21 protein-coding genes are annotated in these 20843 nt (G+C 70.8%); 14 read left to right on the forward strand and 7 right to left on the reverse strand.

Annotated features, from left to right (window positions below; all coding sequences use genetic code 11):
- From ACWEOZ_RS12305 to ACWEOZ_RS12350, 10 genes are read left to right on the forward strand one after another with little or no spacing between them, the layout of a single operon-like run.
- Nucleotides 1–1500, forward strand: a complete 1500-nt coding sequence (locus tag ACWEOZ_RS12305; protein ID WP_451910787.1) for a ubiquitin-conjugating enzyme E2 — start codon at nucleotides 1–3, stop codon at nucleotides 1498–1500.
- Nucleotides 1497–2555 (forward strand): JAB N-terminal domain-containing protein, encoded by a 1059-nt coding sequence (locus tag ACWEOZ_RS12310; protein ID WP_451910788.1) that lies wholly within the window; start codon nucleotides 1497–1499, stop codon nucleotides 2553–2555. The genes ACWEOZ_RS12305 and ACWEOZ_RS12310 overlap by 4 nt, the downstream gene beginning before the upstream one ends.
- A complete protein-coding gene (locus tag ACWEOZ_RS12315) occupies nucleotides 2512–3363 on the forward strand; it encodes a hypothetical protein (RefSeq protein WP_451910789.1) in 852 nt (283 codons plus the stop codon). The genes ACWEOZ_RS12310 and ACWEOZ_RS12315 overlap by 44 nt, the downstream gene beginning before the upstream one ends.
- On the forward strand, nucleotides 3360–5021 hold the full coding sequence (locus tag ACWEOZ_RS12320; RefSeq protein WP_451910790.1) for an ATP-binding protein: 1662 nt from the start codon (nucleotides 3360–3362) through the stop codon (nucleotides 5019–5021). Before ACWEOZ_RS12315 ends, ACWEOZ_RS12320 begins: the two co-directional genes overlap by 4 nt.
- 35 nt (nucleotides 5022–5056) lie before the next feature.
- Nucleotides 5057–6175 carry an AAA family ATPase gene (locus ACWEOZ_RS12325; RefSeq protein ID WP_451910791.1) on the forward strand — a complete coding sequence of 373 codons (1119 nt, stop codon included), beginning with the start codon at nucleotides 5057–5059 and terminating at the stop codon, nucleotides 6173–6175.
- 2 nt (nucleotides 6176–6177) lie between these two features.
- Complete coding sequence (locus tag ACWEOZ_RS12330; protein ID WP_451910792.1) at nucleotides 6178–6954, forward strand: hypothetical protein; 777 nt, start codon at nucleotides 6178–6180, stop codon at nucleotides 6952–6954.
- Complete coding sequence (locus ACWEOZ_RS12335; protein WP_451910793.1) at nucleotides 6954–7220, forward strand: hypothetical protein; 267 nt, start codon at nucleotides 6954–6956, stop codon at nucleotides 7218–7220. The genes ACWEOZ_RS12330 and ACWEOZ_RS12335 overlap by 1 nt, the downstream gene beginning before the upstream one ends.
- On the forward strand, nucleotides 7217–7885 hold the full coding sequence (locus tag ACWEOZ_RS12340; protein ID WP_451910794.1) for a hypothetical protein: 669 nt from the start codon (nucleotides 7217–7219) through the stop codon (nucleotides 7883–7885). The genes ACWEOZ_RS12335 and ACWEOZ_RS12340 overlap by 4 nt, the downstream gene beginning before the upstream one ends.
- Before the next feature lies 1 nt (nucleotide 7886).
- On the forward strand, nucleotides 7887–9350 hold the full coding sequence (locus tag ACWEOZ_RS12345; protein WP_451910795.1) for a hypothetical protein: 1464 nt from the start codon (nucleotides 7887–7889) through the stop codon (nucleotides 9348–9350).
- The gene (locus ACWEOZ_RS12350) at nucleotides 9347–11533 is read left to right on the forward strand and encodes a WD40 repeat domain-containing protein (RefSeq protein WP_451910796.1); all 2187 of its coding nucleotides are present in this window, start codon (nucleotides 9347–9349) and stop codon (nucleotides 11531–11533) included. The genes ACWEOZ_RS12345 and ACWEOZ_RS12350 overlap by 4 nt, the downstream gene beginning before the upstream one ends.
- A gap of 3 nt (nucleotides 11534–11536) precedes the next feature.
- Here the strand turns inward: ACWEOZ_RS12350 and ACWEOZ_RS12355 are convergent, their stop codons facing one another.
- The 6 genes from ACWEOZ_RS12355 to ACWEOZ_RS12380 form a co-directional block, all read right to left on the reverse strand.
- The gene (locus tag ACWEOZ_RS12355; RefSeq protein ID WP_451910797.1) at nucleotides 11537–11749 is read right to left on the reverse strand and encodes a radical SAM-modified peptide, FtsH ternary system-associated; all 213 of its coding nucleotides are present in this window, start codon (nucleotides 11747–11749) and stop codon (nucleotides 11537–11539) included.
- Complete coding sequence (gene amrS / locus ACWEOZ_RS12360; protein WP_451910798.1) at nucleotides 11746–12738, reverse strand: AmmeMemoRadiSam system radical SAM enzyme; 993 nt, start codon at nucleotides 12736–12738, stop codon at nucleotides 11746–11748. Before amrS ends, ACWEOZ_RS12355 begins: the two co-directional genes overlap by 4 nt.
- A 28-nt stretch (nucleotides 12739–12766) precedes the next feature.
- Nucleotides 12767–13396, reverse strand: coding sequence for a hypothetical protein (locus ACWEOZ_RS12365; protein WP_451910799.1), 630 nt, complete (start codon nucleotides 13394–13396; stop codon nucleotides 12767–12769).
- A 399-nt stretch (nucleotides 13397–13795) separates the two neighbouring features.
- A complete protein-coding gene (locus tag ACWEOZ_RS12370; RefSeq protein WP_451910800.1) occupies nucleotides 13796–14473 on the reverse strand; it encodes a hypothetical protein in 678 nt (225 codons plus the stop codon).
- Between the two features lies 1 nt (nucleotide 14474).
- A complete protein-coding gene (locus ACWEOZ_RS12375; protein ID WP_451910801.1) occupies nucleotides 14475–16550 on the reverse strand; it encodes a M91 family zinc metallopeptidase in 2076 nt (691 codons plus the stop codon).
- Complete coding sequence (locus tag ACWEOZ_RS12380) at nucleotides 16550–16882, reverse strand: hypothetical protein (RefSeq protein WP_451910802.1); 333 nt, start codon at nucleotides 16880–16882, stop codon at nucleotides 16550–16552. Before ACWEOZ_RS12380 ends, ACWEOZ_RS12375 begins: the two co-directional genes overlap by 1 nt.
- Before the next feature lie 87 nt (nucleotides 16883–16969).
- Between ACWEOZ_RS12380 and ACWEOZ_RS12385 the strand changes: the two genes are divergently transcribed.
- From ACWEOZ_RS12385 to ACWEOZ_RS12400, 4 genes are all read left to right on the forward strand, one after another.
- Nucleotides 16970–17587, forward strand: coding sequence for a sigma-70 family RNA polymerase sigma factor (locus ACWEOZ_RS12385; protein WP_451910803.1), 618 nt, complete (start codon nucleotides 16970–16972; stop codon nucleotides 17585–17587).
- Entirely contained in the window at nucleotides 17584–17799 is a 216-nt protein-coding gene (locus ACWEOZ_RS12390; RefSeq protein WP_451910804.1) for a hypothetical protein, read from the forward strand. Before ACWEOZ_RS12385 ends, ACWEOZ_RS12390 begins: the two co-directional genes overlap by 4 nt.
- Before the next feature lie 92 nt (nucleotides 17800–17891).
- A complete protein-coding gene (locus ACWEOZ_RS12395; RefSeq protein WP_451910805.1) occupies nucleotides 17892–18182 on the forward strand; it encodes a hypothetical protein in 291 nt (96 codons plus the stop codon).
- Entirely contained in the window at nucleotides 18179–19012 is an 834-nt protein-coding gene (locus ACWEOZ_RS12400) for a lactonase family protein (protein WP_451910806.1), read from the forward strand. Before ACWEOZ_RS12395 ends, ACWEOZ_RS12400 begins: the two co-directional genes overlap by 4 nt.
- A gap of 79 nt (nucleotides 19013–19091) precedes the next feature.
- Here the strand turns inward: ACWEOZ_RS12400 and ACWEOZ_RS12405 are convergent, their stop codons facing one another.
- The gene (locus tag ACWEOZ_RS12405; RefSeq protein ID WP_451910807.1) at nucleotides 19092–20801 is read right to left on the reverse strand and encodes an ABC transporter ATP-binding protein; all 1710 of its coding nucleotides are present in this window, start codon (nucleotides 20799–20801) and stop codon (nucleotides 19092–19094) included.
- Between the last annotated feature and the right edge of the window lie 42 nt (nucleotides 20802–20843).

The raw sequence follows: 20843 nt of genomic DNA on the forward strand, positions 1-20843 counted from the left end.
ATGTCCACCAGGAACGATGAGATGCGCCACCGAGTGGTTGCGATTCTCGCCCAGATCTTCGAGCGATACCCGGAGGCGAGGAACTTCTTGATACGGGAGTGCGACTTCGACGAGAAATCGGTTCCGTCCCAACATGCCTTCGACAACGGAGACTTCTGGGAGCGGGCCTACACATTGGCGAAACTGGGAACGACCAAGGACGGATTGGCGGGTTTCGCCGCGGCGGTACTGAAACGGCTGCCGAGCAACGCGGTCATTCAGGAGTTCTACGACTTTGCCGCCGGAGCACCGGCCGCGGAGGAGGACGACACCCCGCCGCCCCGTGTCTCCGAAGCCGGCACGGTGCGCCGCCCGAGCTGGCGTGGCCAGCAACCACCGGCTGGGCCGGCCGGGAAGTTCAACGTCGTGGAGATCTTCGGCAGCGACGACTACACGCTGATCTTCCAGACCGTACTGGCGGCCGACCCCGGGTACCAGGTGTGCTACACGGCCCACGAACAGTTCGGAGCGGTGGTCCGGGACCGCACGGTGGCCGACCGGATCGCCAGGGACCTGCGCCACCACTCGGAGATCACCGTCCAGTTCAACGTCTACGACACCCGGCCGTATGCCTTGTTCGAACTGCGGCTGATCGGGCCGGACCGGCAGGAGTTCGCCCTCAGCGCGGAGCCGAGCACGACCCTTGTCGAGGAGATCCCGGCGATGGTCCTCGAGCAGTACACCGACGGCGGGCAACGCGGCTCGCGGATCCGTACCGTAGTCGACCTGCTGGAGCCCGCACCAGGGCGTGGTCGCCGACGGCTCGATCCCAAGCACACCCTGCACGAGGCGGGGGTGGTGGACGGGAGCACCTTGCAGGTCTCCACCGAGGTGATCGCGGGGGCACCGCGGAACGCGGAGCGGGCGCTGGCCCGGGCCCGCAATCAGATCCGCGACTTCGCCCGAGACCAGAAAGAGTTCATCCTGCTCGACCAGCGTCCGCGCGGGCTGCCCCGAGAATACGAGGCCGAGCTGCGGGTCCCCGGTATCGAACGCCTCGAGCAGGGCGAACGGCACCCTACGAAGCGGCATCAGCTCACGATCCACCTGCCGGCCGAGTATCCGGACACGGCGCCGAAGGTCTTGTGGCAGACCCCTATCTACCACCCGAACGTCGGCACTCGCTCGGTGCCGGGCCAGCGGGAACCGCTGCGCATACTTTGCCTCGGTTTCCTCGAGAAGCACTACGAACCGAACCTCGACCTCGGCTACCTCTGCCAAATGATCTTGGACGTCGCTCGATGTCGTAACTATTCACTTCCCGACGAGCTGGATCCCGATACCCCTGGCGAGTTCGACACGGAGGCCCTGACATGGTTCATGAGCGAAGATGGTCAACGGATGATCGAATCCATCGGCGGCCTCTCCGTCGCGGACCTCATCCGCTATCAATACGGCGACCGGGACTCCCGACGCCGGCGGACGCACCGAATATCCAGGGCCGGTTCGGAACCGCGATGACCCGCTGGGTGGAGCTCTATCGCGGCCTCGGCCGCACGTTTCACACGCGACTGGAACTCAACCAGACGCTGGTCGAGGCTGCACTACAGGACATGGAACGCGACGGCCGCCCGGAGGTGCCGGTCGCGCTGGCGATGGTCTGCGAACCCGATCGCGGGCGGGTGGTGCGGGACCCGGCGGTGGTCAACGGCGACGCCGACTTCGGCAGCGTTGTCGTGGTTGCCCGGCCGCCGGCCGGCAAGGTCATCCGGGCCGACGGCACGGTCGAGACCTCGCAGATTCAGTATCGTCGCTATCTCAGTGAGCTCTTCGGCCCCTACCTGCAAGAGCGGCTCCGCCAGAGCGATCCCGGTGAGCAGTACTGGGAGTTCCGGATCACCTCCGACGACCCGGGGGAACTCAGCCGCCCGGCTCCGGATGTCGACAACACGGTGGAGGTGACGGTCGGCCGGCCGCGGGCCCGGCAGGCCCGGATCCGGCGGGTCGACGGCCCGGAGCTCACCACCTTCGACCCGGCCGAGCACGGCATGGATCCGGCCGGCGTGCGAGAGATGAACGTCGTGCTCACCCCCGAGGTGTACCAGCAACTGGCGCACACGTTGCCGCTTTCCGACACAATGGAGACCGGCGGATTCCTGATCGGCACCGCGCACACCTTGACCGGCCGGCCGGACGCACACCTGGTCCGGATAACCCAGGTGATCCCGGCCGAGAAGACCGGTGCCAGCGCCACCCAGTTCACCTTCACCCCGGACTCGTTCGCTGGCCTCAACGACCAGCTCGACGCCGGGAGCGACCAGGTGCTGCTCGGTTGGTACCACAGCCATCTGTTCTCGGCCTCCGGCAAGCTCGTCCTCTCGCAGAGCGACGTCGGCCTGCATTTCCGGACCTTCCAGCGGCCCTTCCAGGTCGCCGGGCTCATCAACTACACGTTCCGAGAGCGCACCGTGCGGTTCTTCGCGCGGCAAGGCGAACAGATGCGGGAGACCCCGTACTGGGTGGAGGACGAGAATGCTCGATACCGCCTTGAACGTGCTGGCGGCGATCCGCGATGACCGCCCACATGCGTTGCCCACTACGCTGATCGGCGCTCCGCAGGAGCTGGCCCGCCCGTCCGCCGAGGCCCGGCTCGCGGTGGGCCGGGCCGCGGCCGCCATCGCCGCGCGCCTGCGCTTGGCGAGTCCTCCATTTGGCGATCCCCGCCCTGCCGGCGTGGACGGTCTGATTCTGGCCGTTCTTGTCGCGGTACGCGGAGATCCGCTCCTGAACGTGCCCTGGCCGCGGCCGGGCTGGTCAGACCCGGCCTGGGATCTGGTGCTGAGATTCGGTCTGGCCGACAAGACCCTCTGTGATCCGCTCGCTGGTGTCGAGGTGTGTGCCGCCCTGCGCCATGGCTCGCCGCTGACCGGGGTGCTCGATCACCCGCGCCCCGCCGACCGCACCCCGTGTCTGAGACTTGTCACCGACCGGCTGCTGCCCACCAGGGACGGGCGCCAGCTGGTGACCCGCATCTGGGCCCAGGTGCCTCGCGGCGTCGCTCAAGCCGAGTGGCGCGGCTGGGCGCTCGACGTCTTGCAAGGTGACGATCGGCAGCACGACTTCGTGCTCGACGTCTACCGAACCGCCCGGACCTGGTACGCCTCGGCGCACGACCACGCGCTGGTGGAGATGAGGCAGCGGCTGATCGCCTCGGGCCGGGACCCGGAGACCACGGCTCTCGCCGGCTACTGGCGGGCGCTTCACTCGCTGGTCCGCAACCACACCACCAAGATGCGGCGAGCTTACGGACTGCACGACTACATGCCGGCAGCCCGGTACGTCGAACTGCACGACACACACGCCACACCGGGAGCCGCCGAATGACCTTTCCGACCGAGCTCACCGACCGCGACGCGACGATCCTGGCGTACGGCGAGGACATCGACCGGACCGCCTCGCTGCTGCGTTCCGGCCTGTCAGTTCTGGTCAGCTGTGACAAGGCGGTCAGCCCGCATCTGTGGGAGCGGATGGTGCACAACGCCGGCCGCCGGGCGGTCCTGGTCGCGGGCCCAGCAGATTCGATCCTTCCGGACCAGCCCGCCACGGCGGGACCGGCGCGAGGGTACGGCTCGGTCACGCCGGACCCGACGGAAGAGAGCGACAATACGCGCGGCGCCACCCGTACCTTCCGGCAGCGGTACCTCGACGAGATCCGACAGAAGCTCGCCGAGCTGCAGGACGACGAGGTGCTGGTCATCCTGCACCTGGATCTGCTGGCCAATTCGATCGAGACGACCCTGGCACCGGAGGCCCGGGAACTCGTCGAACTGCTCTACGGGCCCGGCGGCATGGACCCCCTGCTGCGCCAGGCGCCCAACCTGGAGCGGGTGCTGCTGGGTTTCGTCGAACCGACGCTCACCATTCCGCCGGTGCTCAGCAAGCGCTTCGTGATACCGCTCACCCTTTCCGGGGTGCGCCCGACGATCACCCGGACCAGGGCGACCGGTAAGGAGACGCAGCACACCGCCGAGGCGCTGGTGCTGCAGCGGGAAGCCGCACTGTTCGAGGGATATCAGGCCGAGGACATGTACAAGCACCTCGCCGGCCTGCATCCGGTCCGCCTGCGCCAAGCCATGCGTTACGCCTACGACCTGCACAAGGCCAAGGGGACGAGCACGGTCGCCGAGCTGCGGCACACGCTGCGGGAATTCAAGGCCGAATCCTCGGGGAGCTTCGACCTGCCGGACGTCAAGTTCGACGACGTCGGTGGTTACGAGGACGTACGGCGCGAGATGGAGGAGGCGATCGTCATCCTGATGGACAACAACGCGCCGGTGAGCGTCCGGAGGTCGTTGCCACGCGGATACATTTTCTGCGGACCGCCAGGCACCGGAAAGACGATGTTCGCCAAGGCCATCGCGGCCAAGATGGACGCGACCATCAACGTCGTCTCCGGGCCAGAAGTGACCAGCATGTACTTCGGGGAGAGCGAACGCCGGGTCCGGGAACTGTTCGCCGAGGCCCGCCGCAACGCGCCGTCGGTCATCGTCTTCGACGAGATCGACGCAATCGCGGGCCGGCGGTCCAGCTTCTCCGACGGCGGGGCCAGGGCCAACAACGCGATCGTCGCGCAGATCCTCACCGAAATGGACGGTTTCCGGGCGGACGTCCCGATGCTGGTGATCGGTACGACCAACCGAATCAACCTCATTGACCCTGCGTTGTTGCGGCCGAGCCGGTTCCAGTCGGTGGAGATCGGCCTGCCGAACGCGGACGCGCGCCGGCAGATCGTCCAGGTCTGTGCCCGTAACCACGAGGTCAGCTTTCCCGACGAGCTGATGCCCGCGCTGGTGGAGTCGATGGCGGACTGGAACGGTGACGAGATCCGCGCGGTCTTCGCCAAGGTCGCCGCGGCGCACTATCGCCCTCCGGGCCGGGAATCGCCGCCGTCCGTCGGGCCCATCGAAGTGCTGCTCGGCAGCATCATCGGGCAGCGCGAACGCGCCCGCTTGCAAGCCCAGGCCAACCGGCTCGAAAGCTGAGGCCCCGGATGTCCGCTCCCGGCATTCTTCACCTGGTGGGTCAGCTCGACGGTCTGCGCCAGCGGCTGCGGGCCGCCTACGTCGACCGTGACGAGGTGATCGAACTGCTCATTCTGGCCGTGGTGTGCGGCGAGCACCTGCTGCTGCTGGGCCCGTCCGGTGCTGCCAAAACCGACCTGGTCACCCGGTTCACCGAGCTCGTAGGGGCCAAGAAGTTCAGTTATCTGCTGCACCGCTTCACCGAACCGGCCGAGCTGTTCGGGCCGGTCGACATCGAACTGCTCAGCCAGGGCCAGTACCGGGTACGCACCGAGGACCGGCTGCCCGAGGCCGAGATCGCCTTCCTGGACGAAATCTTCCATGCCGGCAGTGCCGTGCTCAACACGCTGCTCACCATCGTCAACGAACGCGTCTTCCACAACGGTCCCGGTGACCCGCGGGTGCCGTTGGTGAGCCTGATCGGCGCGGCCAACGACCTGCCCGAAGACCCGTCGCTGGCGCCGATCGCGGACCGCTTCCTGCTCCGCGTCGCCGTCGAGCCTGTGGCCGATGCCGACATCCCGGACCTGTTGCGGCTCGGCTGGAACGATCCGTGGCGCAAGGACGCGCGGGTCCCCGAACAGCCGATCACCACGATCAAGGAGCTGGCTCAGCTGAACGAGGCCGTGTTCCAGGTCGGGATACCGGGGCCGGTGCTGGAGGCGTACGTCGGGGTGATCCGGGATCTGCGCCGGGCCGGGCTGCGCCTTTCCGACCGGCGCTCGGTACGGGCGCAGAAGATGATGGCCGGAGCGGCCCTCCTGCGGGGCGACAACAAAGTCCGGTTGCGCGACTTCTGGCCGCTGAACCACATCTGGAGCGCGCGTGCCGACCGCCCCTTGGTGCAGGGCCTGGTGCAGCCGCTCGTCGAGAGCGACGGCGGTGCGCCGACCGGAGCCCGGCGCGGACCGGACGACGTGCTGGCCGAGGCACGGGCGGAGGCCGGCGACGAACTCGACCCCGACCCGGGCGACATCGTGGTTGGGGCCCGGCTGCAACACCTCGGCCGGCTCCTACGTGAACTGCGCTCACTCGGTGACGAGCGGGCTCTCGCCGAACTCGAATCGATCATCAACCGGATGCTCGCCGGAAACCCGTCCCAGGAGGAGTTCTGACCATGTGCAATCCAAGGCGGATGGAAGTACGACTGACCAGGGAAGTGGTCCAGACCTGGACGGAGGAGATCTCCCGGGCGGCCCAGGGCAGCACCACGGTCGACGGGGAGGCATCGGCGACCCTGCCGCTGACCCAAGATTTCGCCGACGACCTGCACGCCGCGTTCCTCAGCGCGCTGGGGGCCGACGACCAGTGGATCCTCGGCTCAGACGGGTCATCCACACTAGATGTGCCGGACGGTACCGCCCGGTACGACCCGTCGACCGGCGAGCTCACCCTGCACGTGGCCCGGACCGCCGAGGTCCGCGCCGCGGTGACCGGCACCAGAACAGTCACCGATGAGCAGCGCACCGTTCTGGAAGCGCTTGGGCAAGGTCGGGCCCGGACGGCTCAGGACGCCCGGCGCCTGGCCGAGCAGGATGCCCAGGCACGGCTCGATGCCGGTCAGGAAGCGGAACGGCAACGGCTGGCCCGGCGAGCTCAGCATCAGGTGCGCAGCGTGCTCGGGACGGCCGGCGCGGCTCTGGAACGGGACCTGGCCGCTGAGCTCCAGGACCGGCTTCGGTCCACTGCCGCAGCCCGGCAAGCCGATCTGCAGCGCGAGACCGAACAGCGGCTGGAAGCGATCCGGGCGGTGGCCATGGAGAGCATCAACCGGGCGGTCGTCGTCGCGGTGCGGTCGACGGTGGCCACCTTTGCCACGGAGAACCGAGGCAGTGTGACCCACGAGGACGAGAACGACGGGATCCTCGAGATGCAACTGGAGTGGGAGCGCTGATGACCAGATACCGCTCGACCGTACGCATCAACACCCGGACCGGTCAGGTCGACTGGCTGACCGTGGAGACCGTGGGAGCCAACGCATACGACGCGGAACACGACGCGGAGCACGACAGGGCCACGGCCGAACTGGGCCGGGTTCTGGACCCGCACCCGAGCGTCCGGGAGATCCGTGACGGCGAACGTCGTCCTGGGCTGCCGACCGGGCTAACCGCGCCCGAGGATCCGGATTCGGAGACCGACCGCAGCCAGGTGACGGAGTGACAGCCGGACGCCGTGAGCTGCTGATCAGGGCCGGCGATTGCTATGCGCTGGCGGCTGCCCCTGACGACGCGGCGGAGTGCTACGTCGCGGCCGGTGCCCATCTCAAGGCAGGCGAACAGCTTCGTTCGGCCGGTCGCTGGACGGCCGCGGCCGAGCAGTTCCGGGCCGCCCGGCGCTGGCGTTCCGCTGCCGAATGCTACCGCGCGGCCGGGGCCAGAAAGGACGCCGTGACCTGCTGGATCACCGCCGGCGACGGCCTGCGGGCCGGCTGGGAGTTGGTGACGTCGGCTGCGCCGAGAAGGGCTGCCGCGATCACCTTGCACCGGGTCCGTGACCTGGCCGGCGGCACCGAACCGCAATCGCCGGCCGACCGGCTGAGCATCGCGCTGCTCCGGGCGCTCGCCGAGCCGGATCCGGATGTTTCCCGCAGCGCCACCGCGACCGTGCTGGCCGACCTGCCTGGCCGGCTCACCGGGCCGGCAGTGACCGGCGGCCCGGATCTACTGTCGTGGGCGGTCCGAGCGGCAGATCTGATCGAACGCCCGGATCTTGCGGCCACACTCCTGGCGGCGGCCTACGAGGCTCGCGTCCCGGGCGCCGCCGACCGCTGGCGAGCCTGGGCGGTCGACGCCCTCGGCGACGCCACCGGGATCCCGGAGCGATGACATGGACCCGGTGCACGTGCTCGGCTGGTTCCCGGACACCGCGGCCGCGCTGACGTTCGCCGGGCTCGCAGTCGCGGACCCCGGCTTCAACTTCCTCGGGACTGCCCGCTGGTACCGCTGGCCGACCCTGGCCGCCCGGCCGGAGCTGCCGGTCTGGGTTTCCACCGGGGCCACAGTCCAGCAGGCCGGTCACCTGGTCGAGCTTGCGGGCGGCCGGGTGCTGGTGATCCGCGACGATCGAGTGATCCGGGTCGGCGGTCAGGGACGTCATCCGGACCCGATACCGGCCCACGGAAGTGAGCTGGAGCCCGGTGAGTTCGGACCGGCCGCGATGCTCGACGGCTGCCCACGGAGTCCAGTCACCACCCACACCGCCCGCGAGCTCGCGGTGTTCGCCCCGGGCACGCTGGCCAGGTGGGTGCTGCGCCGGGCGTACGACTTGGGCTCGGCGCAGGTGTCCCGGGCGGTGTGGCGACCCGTCCTGGGCGGCCGGCAGATGACCGGGCTACGGCTGCGGCTGTCGGTCGGTCATCCCGGCGCTGCGGGCTACCTTCTCGACCTTGCCGAACTCCCCGGGGTCCTGGTCGGACAACCGGTCGAGGGTGCGGACGACTTCTGGACCGACATCCGGTACCGGTTTCCCAGCGTCGTCGGCGCATTACGGGCCTTGGTTCCGACCGGCGGCCGCTGGCTGGTGTCCGAACGACTCTGGGAGTTCGCCGCCGAACCCCTGGTGGACGCGACTGACCTGCTGGACCCACCCCGGGCCGATCCGCTGCACGACGAACGGCTACCCGGTTCCGCCCCGACGTCGGCCGAGCGGACCCGGGTCCAGGTCCGGCTCAGTCAAACCGCCGACCAGCGGATCGACGCGGTGCTGGTGACCGACCAGCAGCTGGCGCTGGTGCGGCGCTACCTCGAGACCACGCCGACCGACCATGCGGCCCGGCTGATCCTCGGCCCGGGCCGGCATCTGCTGCTCGGCGCCGGCTCCGACGACCTGGGGCAGGTCCCGGTCGGTGTCCCGGTGCGCCGGCTCGGCCCCGGGCCGCTGTACGTGGAGTCGGGTTGCGCACTGCGGCCCGCCGTACCGGCCAGCGCCAGAGCCGGACTGTTCGGGCTGCGGGACGACGTGGTCGTGGTGGCCACCCGAGCCGGCACGGTTCGGCTGGACCGCGCGCACACCTGTCCCGCATGGACCCTCTGGCTGGACGCCCCACCACCGGTCACCGGTGAGCTCTCCGCGGCGGCTCTGGGATTGTTGCAGCGGCTGTCCGCCGTGGGCCACGAGCCGGCCGACCCGCTGCCGGCCGGACCAGAACCGGCGGACCGGGCGCGTTTGCTGGACCACGCCTACGATCTGCTGGAAGCGGGCAGCTGGGCAGCCTCGGCAGAGTATTTCGAGGCAGCCGGGGAACACCGCCGGGCGGCCAACCTGTACCGGCGTGCGGCGACGGAACCATGACCAGTTCGGCGCGGCAGGGCGTCCCGGAATGGGCCGAGGCGATGGCGGTCACCGTGGGCCGCACTTTGGCGATCGTCAGCCCGTACGCCGGCTTGAACGTCCATCTCGATGACGCGCCGACCGAACCGAACGGCTGGGGCTCGGTACTGGCCCGGCATGACGATCTGCTGATCGCGGCGGATGGGAACTCGGTGCGCCGGACCGGTGACGGCCTCGGCTGGAGTGCGCAGGTCAGCGGTACGGCGCGGCAGATCAGTATCTCCGCCGACGGCCGGTTCGTTGCGGTCGCGGCCGGTGGCCCGGACGCGGTCCGCATCCTCGACGCCGAAGAGGGGAGGCCGCTGTGGGATCTGCCGGGCGACGGGACGTGCGCCTTCCATCCCACGCAGCCGACTCTTCTGGCCGTGACCCGCACCGGCTCCGGTTATGGCGAGCTGACGATTGTCGACGTGGCCCGGGGGACGCCAGTCGCTCATCGCCCGATCGACAACCACGAACTCGGGCAGGTGGTCTGGTCGCCGGCCGGTGACCGGCTGGCGGCCGGTACCCGCAACGGGGTCCTGGTGTGGTCGACGGTTGCCTGGGCCCTCGATGTCCGGCCCGAGCCGGCCGACGACTGCGGGATGCTCGGCCGAATCGCCTGGTCGCCGGACGGTCAGCGGCTGGCCGCCGCGCCGGGCGATCCTCGGCGGGCCGCGGTGCACGTCTGGGACACTGCAACCTGGCGGGTGACCCGCCGGCTCGGGCAGGTGACAGGGTTCCATTGGTCCACCGCGCTGTGCTGGTCGCCGGACAGCACCGCGCTCGCCGTCCTGGCCTCGACCGAGGTGATCGAGATCTGGGACGTCCTGAGCGGCGCCCGGCTGGCCGCGGTGAGTGTTCCGGGCGGCAGCGGGCGTCGCCGGGCGGCCCGGTCGCTGAGCTGGAGCTCTCCGGCCCGGATCGAGATCGGGACGGCGCACGGGGCCCGGCTGACGTGCGTCTTCAGCCCGTCGCCGGCCGAGGTACGGCAGCCGGTGGTTCCGCTCGCGTACGGCTACCGGCCGGACGACCTGGCCGAACTGGGAGCGGCCGTCGCCGCGGCCGGCTGCGGCGCGCCGTTGCGGCTCCTGGCTGATCTGCTCGCCGCCACCGCGGCGGCGGACGACAGGCCGACCTCGGCCCTCGGCGAAGCCGCACGCTCAGCCGCGATGTCCCGGCTGCGAGATCTCGACTGGCCGATGCGCGCCCGGTACGGCATCGTGCTGCTGATCGCGGGTCAGCTCCCCGGCATGATGCCGCCGCCCCCAGCCGACCGCGATGCGTTACGTTCGGCCCTGCTGCGGGCACTGACCGCATATCACCGCCCACCGGAGCCGGTGGAGATTCACTCTGATGCCGTATCCACCGCCGTCGACCGGATGGTGGCACGGTGCCTGGGCCTGCTCACCGTGCTCGGCCCCCGCGCAGTGGCCGCCGACCCACTGCTGCCGGTGCGTCTACTGGGTCTCCCGCCGCTGCCGGAGCTGCCACCGCCCGCGCGGGAGCTGTTGAACCAGCGACCGCTCGGCGGTGACCTGCGGCATCAAGGTGCCGGAACGGGGGGCGGCGCGACCGGGCTGTCCCGTCGCGGGCCGCTGTCCCGACTTTTGCCGCGTGAGCTGGCGGTGCGCCAGCCCCCGTTGGCTGTTCGATTCGCCAACCACGATCTGCTCTACCGCAACACGCAGGGTGCGGACCCGCGGCTGCACTCCGCGATCGTGCTGATCATGGACGACACCCCGCCGGCATTTGGACGGGTCGGGGTTACCCTACGGTCGCTTGCTCACCTGGTCGGCGCGCGCAGGGCCGCGGCAGCCGACCGGTTCGCGGTGATCAGCCTAGGCCGACCCGAGGACGTCCGTTGGATCGCTCAGCCCACCGACCTGGTGCTGCTGTGGGACCGCTGGCTGACCGGCCCGGCCCAACCGGCCAAGGCGGCCCGGGTGATCGCCTCGCTGGGTGCCGGACCCGTCCAGCCGATTCTGCTGACTCAGCCGTTTCTGGAATTTCCCGGGACCCGAGGCCTGCTCCGGGTGGATGTCGTGCGGCCCGGCGCCGGAAGTGGCCCGGCTGGCCCAGACCGGCACCGGCTGGTCACTGACCCGGCAACAGCTGAGTTCGAAGCGGCGCTCACTTTCCTGACGCTAGGGGCCCCGGACTGAGTGTCAGCCGCAGAGCATCTGCTCGATCGGGCCTTTGCCGAGCCGGCGCAGGAGGGCCTCGAGAACCTCCGGGCGCATACTGTCGCCGAGAATCTCCAACCCGTGCTCGGTCATCCGGACCCGCAATCGCACCAGGTTGCCGTCCGGATGATCGTCGTACTCATCCGGCTGGATCAGATCCGGCAGATGGTCCACGTATTTCGGGACGTCGGTCATGTCCACACTCCCTTCACCAGGGTCGAACAGTGCGAGCAGCGGCCGTCGGAGATGCGGTTCACCGTGGTACGCCAGATCTCGCGATCGACGAGCTGGGTGGCGCACTGCGGGCATCGGGTGCTGCGCCCGGCCGGCCCGAGGGCGCGTTCCACATAGATGTGCAGTAGGCCGGCGGCCCGACCGATCTCCGTACCGGCCCGCAACGCGGCTGGAGTGGTCGGCGCCGCCGCGGTCATCCGGTACACCGGGGTGAACCGCATCAAATGCCACGGGATCGCAGGGTCGATCGCGGCGATCCGCTCGGCGATGGCGGCCAGGGCAGCCGGCTCGGCACTGTGGTCGGGGATCAGCGGGGTAGTGACCTCCACCCACACACCCTGACGGCGAAACTCGGCGATCGCTGCGAAGACCGGCGTCACGTCACCTCCGGTGAGGCGTCGGTGCCGGTTGTCGAATGCGCCCTTGACGTCGATGTTCACCGCCTTGACGGCGCCGGCCGCAACCTTCACCGCCACCTCGGTGAGATAGCCGTTGCTCTTCCACACCACGTCGACCCCCTGAGCGCGGCCCACGTCGGCCAGCGCGCACGTGAGCTCCAGCGCCAAGGACGGTTCGGTGTAGGACAGGCCGACCGCCGCGCCGGCCGCGGCGGCGCGGCCGATCACCGCACTGACGTCTACCGGAGCCGCCGACCAGGCCGCGCCGCCCGGCCGGCGGTACTGGGAGATCGCGAAGTTGATGCAATAGTCACAGGTGAATGTGCATCCCGGTGCGGCGAGCGTGAGAACCGCCGAGCCGGGGCGGTAATGGTAGAAAGGCTTGCGCTCGATCGGGCCGAGGTGACTGACCGTGGTGGCAAACGTCGCGGTTTCCAGTAGGTCGCCCCGGCGCCGGCGAACCGCGCATGGGCCGGTCTGTCCGTCGCGCAACCGGCAAAGTCGGGGGCAGAGGTCGCAGCGGATCCGATCCCCGTCGACCGTGGCCAACATCGCCGGCGACCAACTCGGAGCCGCAGCATCAGCGGGCATCAGGACCCGGCCCGACCACGAGACTCTGAGCGGCCGCCTTGGCCGGCGGCTCCGGCGTGGCCGAGAGGAAGACGGCGACGCCGACGGCGACGATCAGCATGCCGATCAAAGTGTGCAACCGTGCCCGGCGCAATCGGTTGCGCACCTGCCAGGCGTGCATCAGTGCGAGGGCGTGCTGTACCGTACGGCGGCCCAGCTCGACATTGGAACGCGCGTCGTTCAGCGCCGCCGCCAGGACCGCCTGCCTCGGATCCCGGGCCACTGCCGCCTCCAGCGAGAGCACCACCTGCCAGCGGAGGGTCAGCTGGTCCTGAAGGTCAGCGACGCTACGGCCGAACGGCCCGAACAATACGGCCGGCTCGCGCGTCACAATCTTGCGCAGATCGGCCAGTCCTTTATCGTCGTACGTCGCGAGCGTGGTGATCGGTGGCGTGAGCGCCTCGGAGGTGTGCCAGATCGCCCACGCCACCCCGGCCATGGCGACCGCCAGTCCGACCCCGAGCGCTACCGCATCGCCGACGTTCTTGACCCGGCCAAGCGCGGCGAGCGGAGCGCCGGCCAGCAGAGTGGCGCCGACGGCACCCACCGCGACGACCGTCCAGCGGGCGGTGGCGCGCATGTCCGCGATCGCCTCCAGCGGAGACGGCAGATCAGTCTTGGTGCTGGTAGCTACGGCGGCGGCCTGATCGACTGGGTTTGTCATCCGGCCGGCTTCGACGACTTGTCTCCGTCATCGCCGCGGAGGACCGACCCGGGGCCGAAATCCGCCAGCCGCTCGTGGTGCACCCATTGCCGACCGTCGTAGATGTACACCTTGTCACCGTCGGTCTTGACAGCGCCTGCCGCGGGTGGATCCGGTGCAGAAGTCTCCGGCATTCCGTCATCATCCCGGGCTGCTCTCGTCTCGGCAATCCTCCTAAAGGGGCTGAACGTGGGGTGATCAGCGAGTACTCGCAGGCCACCTGGAGGTGGTAGTACGCCGACAGATGAAGGCGTCAGTGGCCGCACCGTGAGGTCGTCAGGGCAGGTCTTCGGGTGGTGCGCAGACCAGGTGCTGGCGGTCTCCCCCGGCATGCACGTACCTGGCCTTGCGCGCCCCCGCCGGCGCCGGGCCGTCGGGTGAGGCGTAGAGGGATGGCCGGGGACTGGCGGACGTCTCGAACGGCGTCGGCGGAATGTCCTTCGCCCGCGCCACACCCACGCAGAAGACGACCTTCTTCGCATCCTCCGGGAGCTGCAACGCGGGCTTGAAGGCGAACCCGTACGGATGAGCGACCTTGAGCGGCAGCCGCACCGTGACCGATCCGCTCAGCTCGGACCCGGCCGGAAGCACCGTCCCGAACTGGGTGTACGGCCGGGCCAGGCCCACCTTCGGCGGCTGCGCGAAGAGCCGCTGCGACACCTCGATCGTGTCCTCGTCGCGGGGCACGACCCACGCGCCGGGTGAGTTCGACACTCCGCCGTCCGTGTCGGCGGAGCTGCCGTTGAAGACCGCGATCTCGGCCGGCTCGTCGTTGCGCAGCGTGTACGTCCAGGTCAGCGCCGTCGGCGTGCGGGCGAAGGTCGCCTTGAGGGTCGCCGCGACCGTCGGGCCGGGGCGGTCGGGCAGCGTGGGAGCTTCTTCGGTGCAGGCGGCCGCGCCCAGCAGGACGACAGCGGCCAGCACGGCAGGGGCGAGGCGGGAGCGGAGGCGCATGTCAGTACGACGGCCGCCGGGGGGCGCCCAGTTCCTCGCGGAGACCGTTCTCCGTGAACTGCAGCGGGTGATCCGGGTCGATCTGTTCCGGGGTGGACGGGTCGTCATCGTGGTCGATGGGCAGGCCCGCCGCCACCCGTTCGTAGTTGGGGACGCCTTGGTTGGCCGGGCCTTGGTAGGTGTCCTGGTCCAGAGTGTCGTTGGCGTAGTCGTAGACGTGGGCCATCTCGTGGTAGAGGACCGTCACCGGCGGGCTGTTGTGCACGGTGTCGAACGACGGGTTGTATTCGATGGCCCACTTCTCACCGAACAGCAGGTTGTCGTCCGGCCACGGGGCCTTGCCGTTCTCCTCGGTCAGCTCGGAGATCGTCAGGCCGTTGCCGTCGTAGAACCAGTTGGCGCTGTCGTCGCTGGCCTTCTGAAGGTTGGCCAGCATCTGCTGGCCGGTCGGCGACGCCCGCAGCATGTCCAGGTCGGCCTCGACCCGGGCCACGAAGTCCGGCGAGCCGGTCACCTTGATGAAGTCGACGTCGTCGGAGACCTCGACGTTGACCACCCGCTCGGCCCCGCTGACGGTGTCGTCGTTCTGGCCGAACACCTGGTCGTTGCCCGCTCCGGCGACGACCGTGTCGCGGCCCCAGCCGGAGTAGAACTTGTCGTCGCCGGTGCCGCCGCGCAGGACGTCGTCGCCGCGGCCGCCGGAGATCATGTCGTTGCCGGCGCCGCCGGTCAGCTCGTCGTTGCCGACCCCGCCCTCGAGGTAGTCCTGGCCCGCGCCGCCGTCGACCGAGTCGTTGCCGCCCATGCCGTACGCGGTGTCGTCGCCCAGGCCGCCGCGCAGGCTGTCGTCGCCGTCGCCGCCGTCGAGGTAGTCGCGCCCGTCGCCGCCGTCCAAGGTGTCCGTTCCGCCTCGCCCGTACAGGTTGTCGGTGCCGGCGTTGCCGCGGACGGTGTCCGTGCCGTCCTGCCCGTCCAGGGTGTCGTCGCTGTCGCCACCCTCCAGCAGGTCGTCGCCGGCGCCACCCGTCACGTAGTCACGCCCGAGGCCGCCGTAGATGCGGTCGTTGCCGTCACCGCCGTCCACGTGCTCGACGATCTCCACGCCGTCCCACTCCGGACCGGTCTCGTGGGGCAGCCGCTCGCGGCTCGCGCCGGTGGTGAGGCGGTCGTCGCCGCCGCGGCCCTCGATGTGGTCACGGCCGTCGAGGCCCAGGATGCGGTCGTTGCCGTCGCCGCCCTTGAGCACGTCGTCGCCCTCGCCGCCGAGCAGGGTGAGCCGGACCCGGGTGCCGGGGGCGACGTCCACGCTGTCGTTGCCCTCCCCGGCCCGGATGGTGAGCTGGTAGTTCGGCGGGAAGGTGGTGCTGACGCCGTTCACGGTGACGATCTGCTCACCCGTACGCGGATCGACCCGCACCTGGACGGAGTCGTTGCCGGGCCCGGTGTTGAGGACCACGGACTCGCCGTCGTAGATCCAGCCGGTGGCGCGCGCCTCGGGAGGCAGCGTCCAGCCGTCGTCCCGGCCGGCGGCGATGGCCTCCCACGCGCCGGCCAGGCTCTGCACCTCCTGGCGGGCGGTGTCGAGCTTGCCGCTCTGCACGACGAGGTCGCTGTCGAGGTCGGCGCGGATCCGCTGGGCCTCGGTGATGGCCGTGTTGATGGGTGCGATGTCCTCGGCCGTGACCGGCCGGAACGTGACACTGACGCTGGTCACCGTGGCCGGCACGGCCGCCGTGGCGCGGGCCAGGGCATCGGCCAGGGCGCTCTGGGCCGTCCGGAGCAGACCGGAGACGTTGCCGAGCGCCACCCCGAAGCTGTCGGCCGCCTCCACCACCTCGTCCACGGCGCGGCCGAGCTTCTCGCGATGGTCGTGGTACGTGTCCGCGGCGTCGCCGGACCAGGCCTCGCCCCGCAGCGGTGCGGCCGCGTCGTCGACCGAGTCCCGGGCGGCGGAAGCGGCCCGGGCGAAGCCACGCCATTGCTCGGCGGCGCGGTCCAGGGCACCGGGGTCGGCCTCGAGCTCCCAGACGTTGTCGAGGGTCACCGGGTCGGGCGGCGGGATCTGCAGGGACGTCATCAGATCGGCTGCCGTCCGCCGCCGGCCCGGCGCTGCCGTTCGGCGGCCTCGGAGTCGGCCTGCTGATAGGCGAACGCCACCCGGTAGAGCCGGTCGACGTCACCCTCGTAGACACCGGTGATGCGGCGCCACGTGGCGTCCATGGCGGCCTCGGCACCGGCGGCCGACGCGGCGAAGGCGGGCCCGGCGAGCGCGTTGCCGAACGCGGCACCCGGCGGCGTGACCCCGCCCTGGGCCGCCGACCAGCCGTCGGTCATCGCGTCGGCGCCCGCCAGGGTGGCCTTCGCCAACCGGACGATCGCATCGGGATCGGCACGCACCTCATCGGCCATGGGCTGCACGCTAACAATTCCGGGCCGGCCGCGGTGCCCCGCTTCCGGCGTCCCGGACCGGACGACGAGCGTCGTAGCCTGGGCGTCGTGGATCTCGACGACACCTCCGAGCGGTGGCTCGCCGACCTGCGGGCCGGCAGTCGCGCCCGGGACGACGCCCACGCCCGGCTGCACGAGCTGCTGCTGCGGGCCGCCCGCGCCGAGGTCAACCGCAGGTCGGCCCAGCTGGCCGTCGGTGGCGCCGAACTCGACGACCTCGCCCACCAGGCCGCCGCGGATGCGATGCTCGCCGTCCTCGGGAAGCTGGCGGACTTCCGGGGTGACAGCCGCTTCACCACCTGGGCCTACAAGTTCGTGGTCTTCGAGGTGTCCGCCAAGGTCGGCCGGCATTTCTGGAAGCGGCAGCCGGCCGTGGCGCTGCAGGAGTCCGACTGGGAGCGGTTGCCCGCCCGGTTCGGCTTCTCGCCCGAGCGGGAGGCCGAGTGGCAGGAGCTGCTGGAAGCCCTGCGGCACTCGGTGGAGCACGAGCTGACCGGTCATCAGCGGCACATCTTCACGGCCATCGTGCTGAACGGCGTGCCCCTGGACACCCTGTGCGTGGAGCTGGACACCAATCGCAATGCCATCTACAAGGCTCTCTTCGACGCGCGGCGGAAATTGCGGGCCGCGCTCGTGGCCAAGGGGCATCTCCGGGAGGACGCATGAGCGCTCACCTCGATCTGGACGCGTTCCTGCGCACCGATCCTCGTGACGTCGGTTGTGGCAGGGCGATGGAGGTCCTGCACGCGTACGCGGAGCTGCATGTCGCCGATCCGGCGGAGGCCGCGCGCCGCTTCCCGGGGGTCGCCGCCCACCTGCGGGCGTGTGGGCCGTGCTCGACGGACTTCGAGGGTCTGCTCGCCCTGATCGCGGAGTGAGGTTCTTACCGATCGCTTACGCGGCGTAAGGCTCCCGGCGGTGCCGGACGCCAACAGTGCGTCCGAAAGTCACCCTTGAAGGGAGCCTCCGCATGAGGCACACCACTCGCGCCGTCGCGATCGCCGGCGTGGTCGCCGCCGTCACCGCCACTGCCGCCGGCCCGGCGGCCGCCACGGCCGGTCACCGTCCGTCCGGCGCGGTCTTCGTGCAGGCCAACGGCCTGGACGGCAACACGATCGTGGCGTACGACCGGCAGCTGCACCCGGCCGGCACGTTCGCGACCGGGGCCGCGGCGGCATCGAGGCGGGCGCGGCCGCCGACCCGCTCGCCTCGCAGGGCTCGCTCACCCTCGATGCCCGCCACCACCTGCTGTACGCGGTGAACGCCGGCAGCGACACGATCACCGTCTTCGGCGTGCACGGCACCCGGCTCACCCGGCTCCAGGTGATCGGCAGCGGCGGCGTCTTCCCGGTGGGCGTGGCCGTCCACGGCGACCTGGTCTACGTGCTCAACGCCCGCGACGGCGGCTCGGTCCAGGGCTTCCGCCGGCTCGGCTCCCGGCTGGTGCGGGTGCCGGCCTGGCATCGTGCGCTCGGGCTCGACCCGGCGGCCGGACCCGAATTCACCCACTCCCCCGGCCAGGTGGCCTTCAGCCCGGACGGCCGGCGCCTGCTGGTCACGACCAAGGGCAACACCGACGAGATCCTGGTGTACAGCGTGGACGCCCACGGTGCGCCGGCCCCGCACCCGGTCCGCAACGCCCGGCCGGGTACGGCCCCGTTCGCGCTGGCCTTCGACCGGTTCGGGCACGTCGTGGTCGCCCAGGCCGGCCCGAACGCCGCAGCCACCTTCGACCAGCGCCGCGACGGACGGCTGATCCCGCGGACCGCCGCGCCCACCGGAGGCCGGGCCACCTGCTGGGTGACCGGGGTGAACGGCACGTTCTACCTGTCCAACGCGGGCAGCGCCACGATCACCGCCTTCCGCACCAGGGCCGACGGAACGCTGCAGAATCTCGGCACCACGAGCACGGCGGGCGCCGGCACGATCGACACGGCCGCGTCGGCCGACGGCAAGGTGCTGTACGCGCAGACCGGCGGTGGCACCGACGCGGTGGAGGCGTTCACGGTCGGGCGAGACGGCGGGCTCACCTCGACCGGGTCGGTGACCGTCCCGGGCGGGGCGAACTCCGAGGGCATCGCCGCCTACTGAGCACCGATCCACGCGGGTCGCGGCAGGCGGGCACTCCGTTCCAGTGCTTGCCCACCGCGACCCGCAACGACGACGGGTGTCAGGTGCCGTGCCAGGTGCGCCACAGGGACGCATACGGGCCGTCCGCCTCGAGGAGCTCGTCGTGGCTGCCCAGCTCGATGATCCGGCCGCCGTCCATGACCGCCACCCGGTCCGCGTCGTGCGACGTCTGCAGGCGGTGGGCGATCGCGATGACCGTACGGTCGTGCAGCACCGCCGCCAGGGCGCGTTCCGCGCTGCGGGCAGCCGTCGGGTCCAGCAGAGCGGTCGCCTCGTCCAGGATCACGGTGTGCGGGTCGGCGAGCACCACCCGGGCCAGGGCGAGCTGCTGGGCCTGGCCGCCGCTGGGCGGGTCCGCGCCGAGGTCGCGGTCGAGGTCGTCGGCCCAGTCGGCGCCGACCGTCTTCAACGCCCGGCGCAGCACGTCGTCCGGGGCCGGCACCATCAGGTTCTGCCGCAGGGACTCGCGGAAGACGTGGTGTTCCTGCGTCACCAGCACCACCTGCCGGCGCAGCTCGTCCGGGGGCAGATCGGCGATGGGCACGCCGCCGACGGTCACCGATCCGGCGTCCGGGCGGTCCACCCCGGCGATCAGGCGAGCCAGGGTCGACTTGCCGGCCCCGGAGAGGCCGACGATCGCGAGCCGCTCCCCCGGCCGTACGGTCAGGTCCACGTCGTGCAGGACGTCCTGGCCGGACTCGTACGCGTAGCGCACCGCCCGTACCTCGATCCGGTCGCCGTCCGGCGGCCTGGTCGCGCGGGTGCGGTCCGCGGGCACCGCGGCGAGTCCTTCGACGCGGGCGAACGACGCGGCGCTGCTCTGCAACTGCTCGATCCAGAGGGTGATGCTGTCGATCGGCCCGACGAGCTGGCGCAGGTACAGCACCGCCGCGGCGACCGTGCCGAGGGTGACCGAGCCGGTGAAGTACAGCCGTCCGCCGATCAGGAGCACCAGCACGACCGGCACCACGTACGACATCTCCACCACCGGGAAGAACACCGTCCGCAGCCCCAGCGTGGCCAGCCGGGTGCGCCGGGTCTCGGCGATCGCCGCGTGTCCCTTGGCCAGCCGGCGTTCGCGCAGGTCGAAGGCCTCGATCGTGCGGGCGCCGGTCGTCGTGGCCGCGAGCTCGTCGGCCATCACTGAGTTGGCCGCGCCCTCACGCAGGTACGCGTCCCGGGCCCGGCGCAGATACCAGCGGGTCACGAACCAGATGCCGGAGAACCCCAGCAGTCCCGCCACCCCGAGCGGCGGGCTGAGCACCACCACCGCCGCGACGATCAGCAGCAGCTGCACGGCGGCGATGAACACCTGCGGCAGCGAGTCCCGCAGGGTCGTGGCGACGGCGTCCACATCGGTCGTGCCGCGGGCGGTCAGGTCGCCGGCCGGTACCCGTTCGACCACCGCGGGCGGCAGGTCCAGCGACCGTTGCAGGAACTCCTCGCGGACCCGGGCGGCGGTGCGTTCCCCGAAGCGGTAGCCGGCCGTCAGGGCGTACCGGGAAAGCAGCATCTGCGCGACCGCGCAGGCCAGCACGGCCAGGGCCAGCCGGTCGACCTGGCCGGAGCCGGACCCGGCGGTGACCGAGTCGATGATCCGGCCGAGCAGCCACGGACCACCCAGCCCGGCCAGCGCGGCCAGGGCGTTGAGGACCAGCATCAGCACGACGGTGCGGCGGTCGGCGGCCAGCAGCCGCCGGGCCGCCCGCGTGACCAGTCGCTGGTCCGCGATCGGCAAGGCGGCGCTCACGCCATCCCCTCCGCCGGCGCTCCGGGGATGACATTCGTCGGG

This window comes from Actinoplanes sp. NPDC004185 (genome assembly GCF_053603475.1).

Coding starts and splice junctions, on each gene's coding strand:
- ACWEOZ_RS12350 (WP_451910796.1), top strand. CDS start 9,347: ATGACCAGTTCGGCGCGGCAGGGCGTCCCGGAATGGGCCGAGGCGATG.
- ACWEOZ_RS12375 (WP_451910801.1), bottom strand. CDS start 16,550: ATGACGTCCCTGCAGATCCCGCCGCCCGACCCGGTGACCCTCGACAAC.
- ACWEOZ_RS12335 (WP_451910793.1), top strand. CDS start 6,954: ATGACCAGATACCGCTCGACCGTACGCATCAACACCCGGACCGGTCAG.
- ACWEOZ_RS12320 (WP_451910790.1), top strand. CDS start 3,360: ATGACCTTTCCGACCGAGCTCACCGACCGCGACGCGACGATCCTGGCG.
- ACWEOZ_RS12395 (WP_451910805.1), top strand. CDS start 17,892: ATGAGGCACACCACTCGCGCCGTCGCGATCGCCGGCGTGGTCGCCGCC.
- ACWEOZ_RS12315 (WP_451910789.1), top strand. CDS start 2,512: ATGCTCGATACCGCCTTGAACGTGCTGGCGGCGATCCGCGATGACCGC.
- ACWEOZ_RS12310 (WP_451910788.1), top strand. CDS start 1,497: ATGACCCGCTGGGTGGAGCTCTATCGCGGCCTCGGCCGCACGTTTCAC.
- ACWEOZ_RS12365 (WP_451910799.1), bottom strand. CDS start 13,396: ATGCGCGCCACCGCCCGCTGGACGGTCGTCGCGGTGGGTGCCGTCGGC.
- ACWEOZ_RS12380 (WP_451910802.1), bottom strand. CDS start 16,882: ATGGCCGATGAGGTGCGTGCCGATCCCGATGCGATCGTCCGGTTGGCG.
- ACWEOZ_RS12330 (WP_451910792.1), top strand. CDS start 6,178: ATGTGCAATCCAAGGCGGATGGAAGTACGACTGACCAGGGAAGTGGTC.
- ACWEOZ_RS12370 (WP_451910800.1), bottom strand. CDS start 14,473: ATGCGCCTCCGCTCCCGCCTCGCCCCTGCCGTGCTGGCCGCTGTCGTC.
- ACWEOZ_RS12305 (WP_451910787.1), top strand. CDS start 1: ATGTCCACCAGGAACGATGAGATGCGCCACCGAGTGGTTGCGATTCTC.
- ACWEOZ_RS12355 (WP_451910797.1), bottom strand. CDS start 11,749: ATGACCGACGTCCCGAAATACGTGGACCATCTGCCGGATCTGATCCAG.
- ACWEOZ_RS12345 (WP_451910795.1), top strand. CDS start 7,887: ATGGACCCGGTGCACGTGCTCGGCTGGTTCCCGGACACCGCGGCCGCG.
- ACWEOZ_RS12390 (WP_451910804.1), top strand. CDS start 17,584: ATGAGCGCTCACCTCGATCTGGACGCGTTCCTGCGCACCGATCCTCGT.
- amrS (WP_451910798.1), bottom strand. CDS start 12,738: ATGTTGGCCACGGTCGACGGGGATCGGATCCGCTGCGACCTCTGCCCC.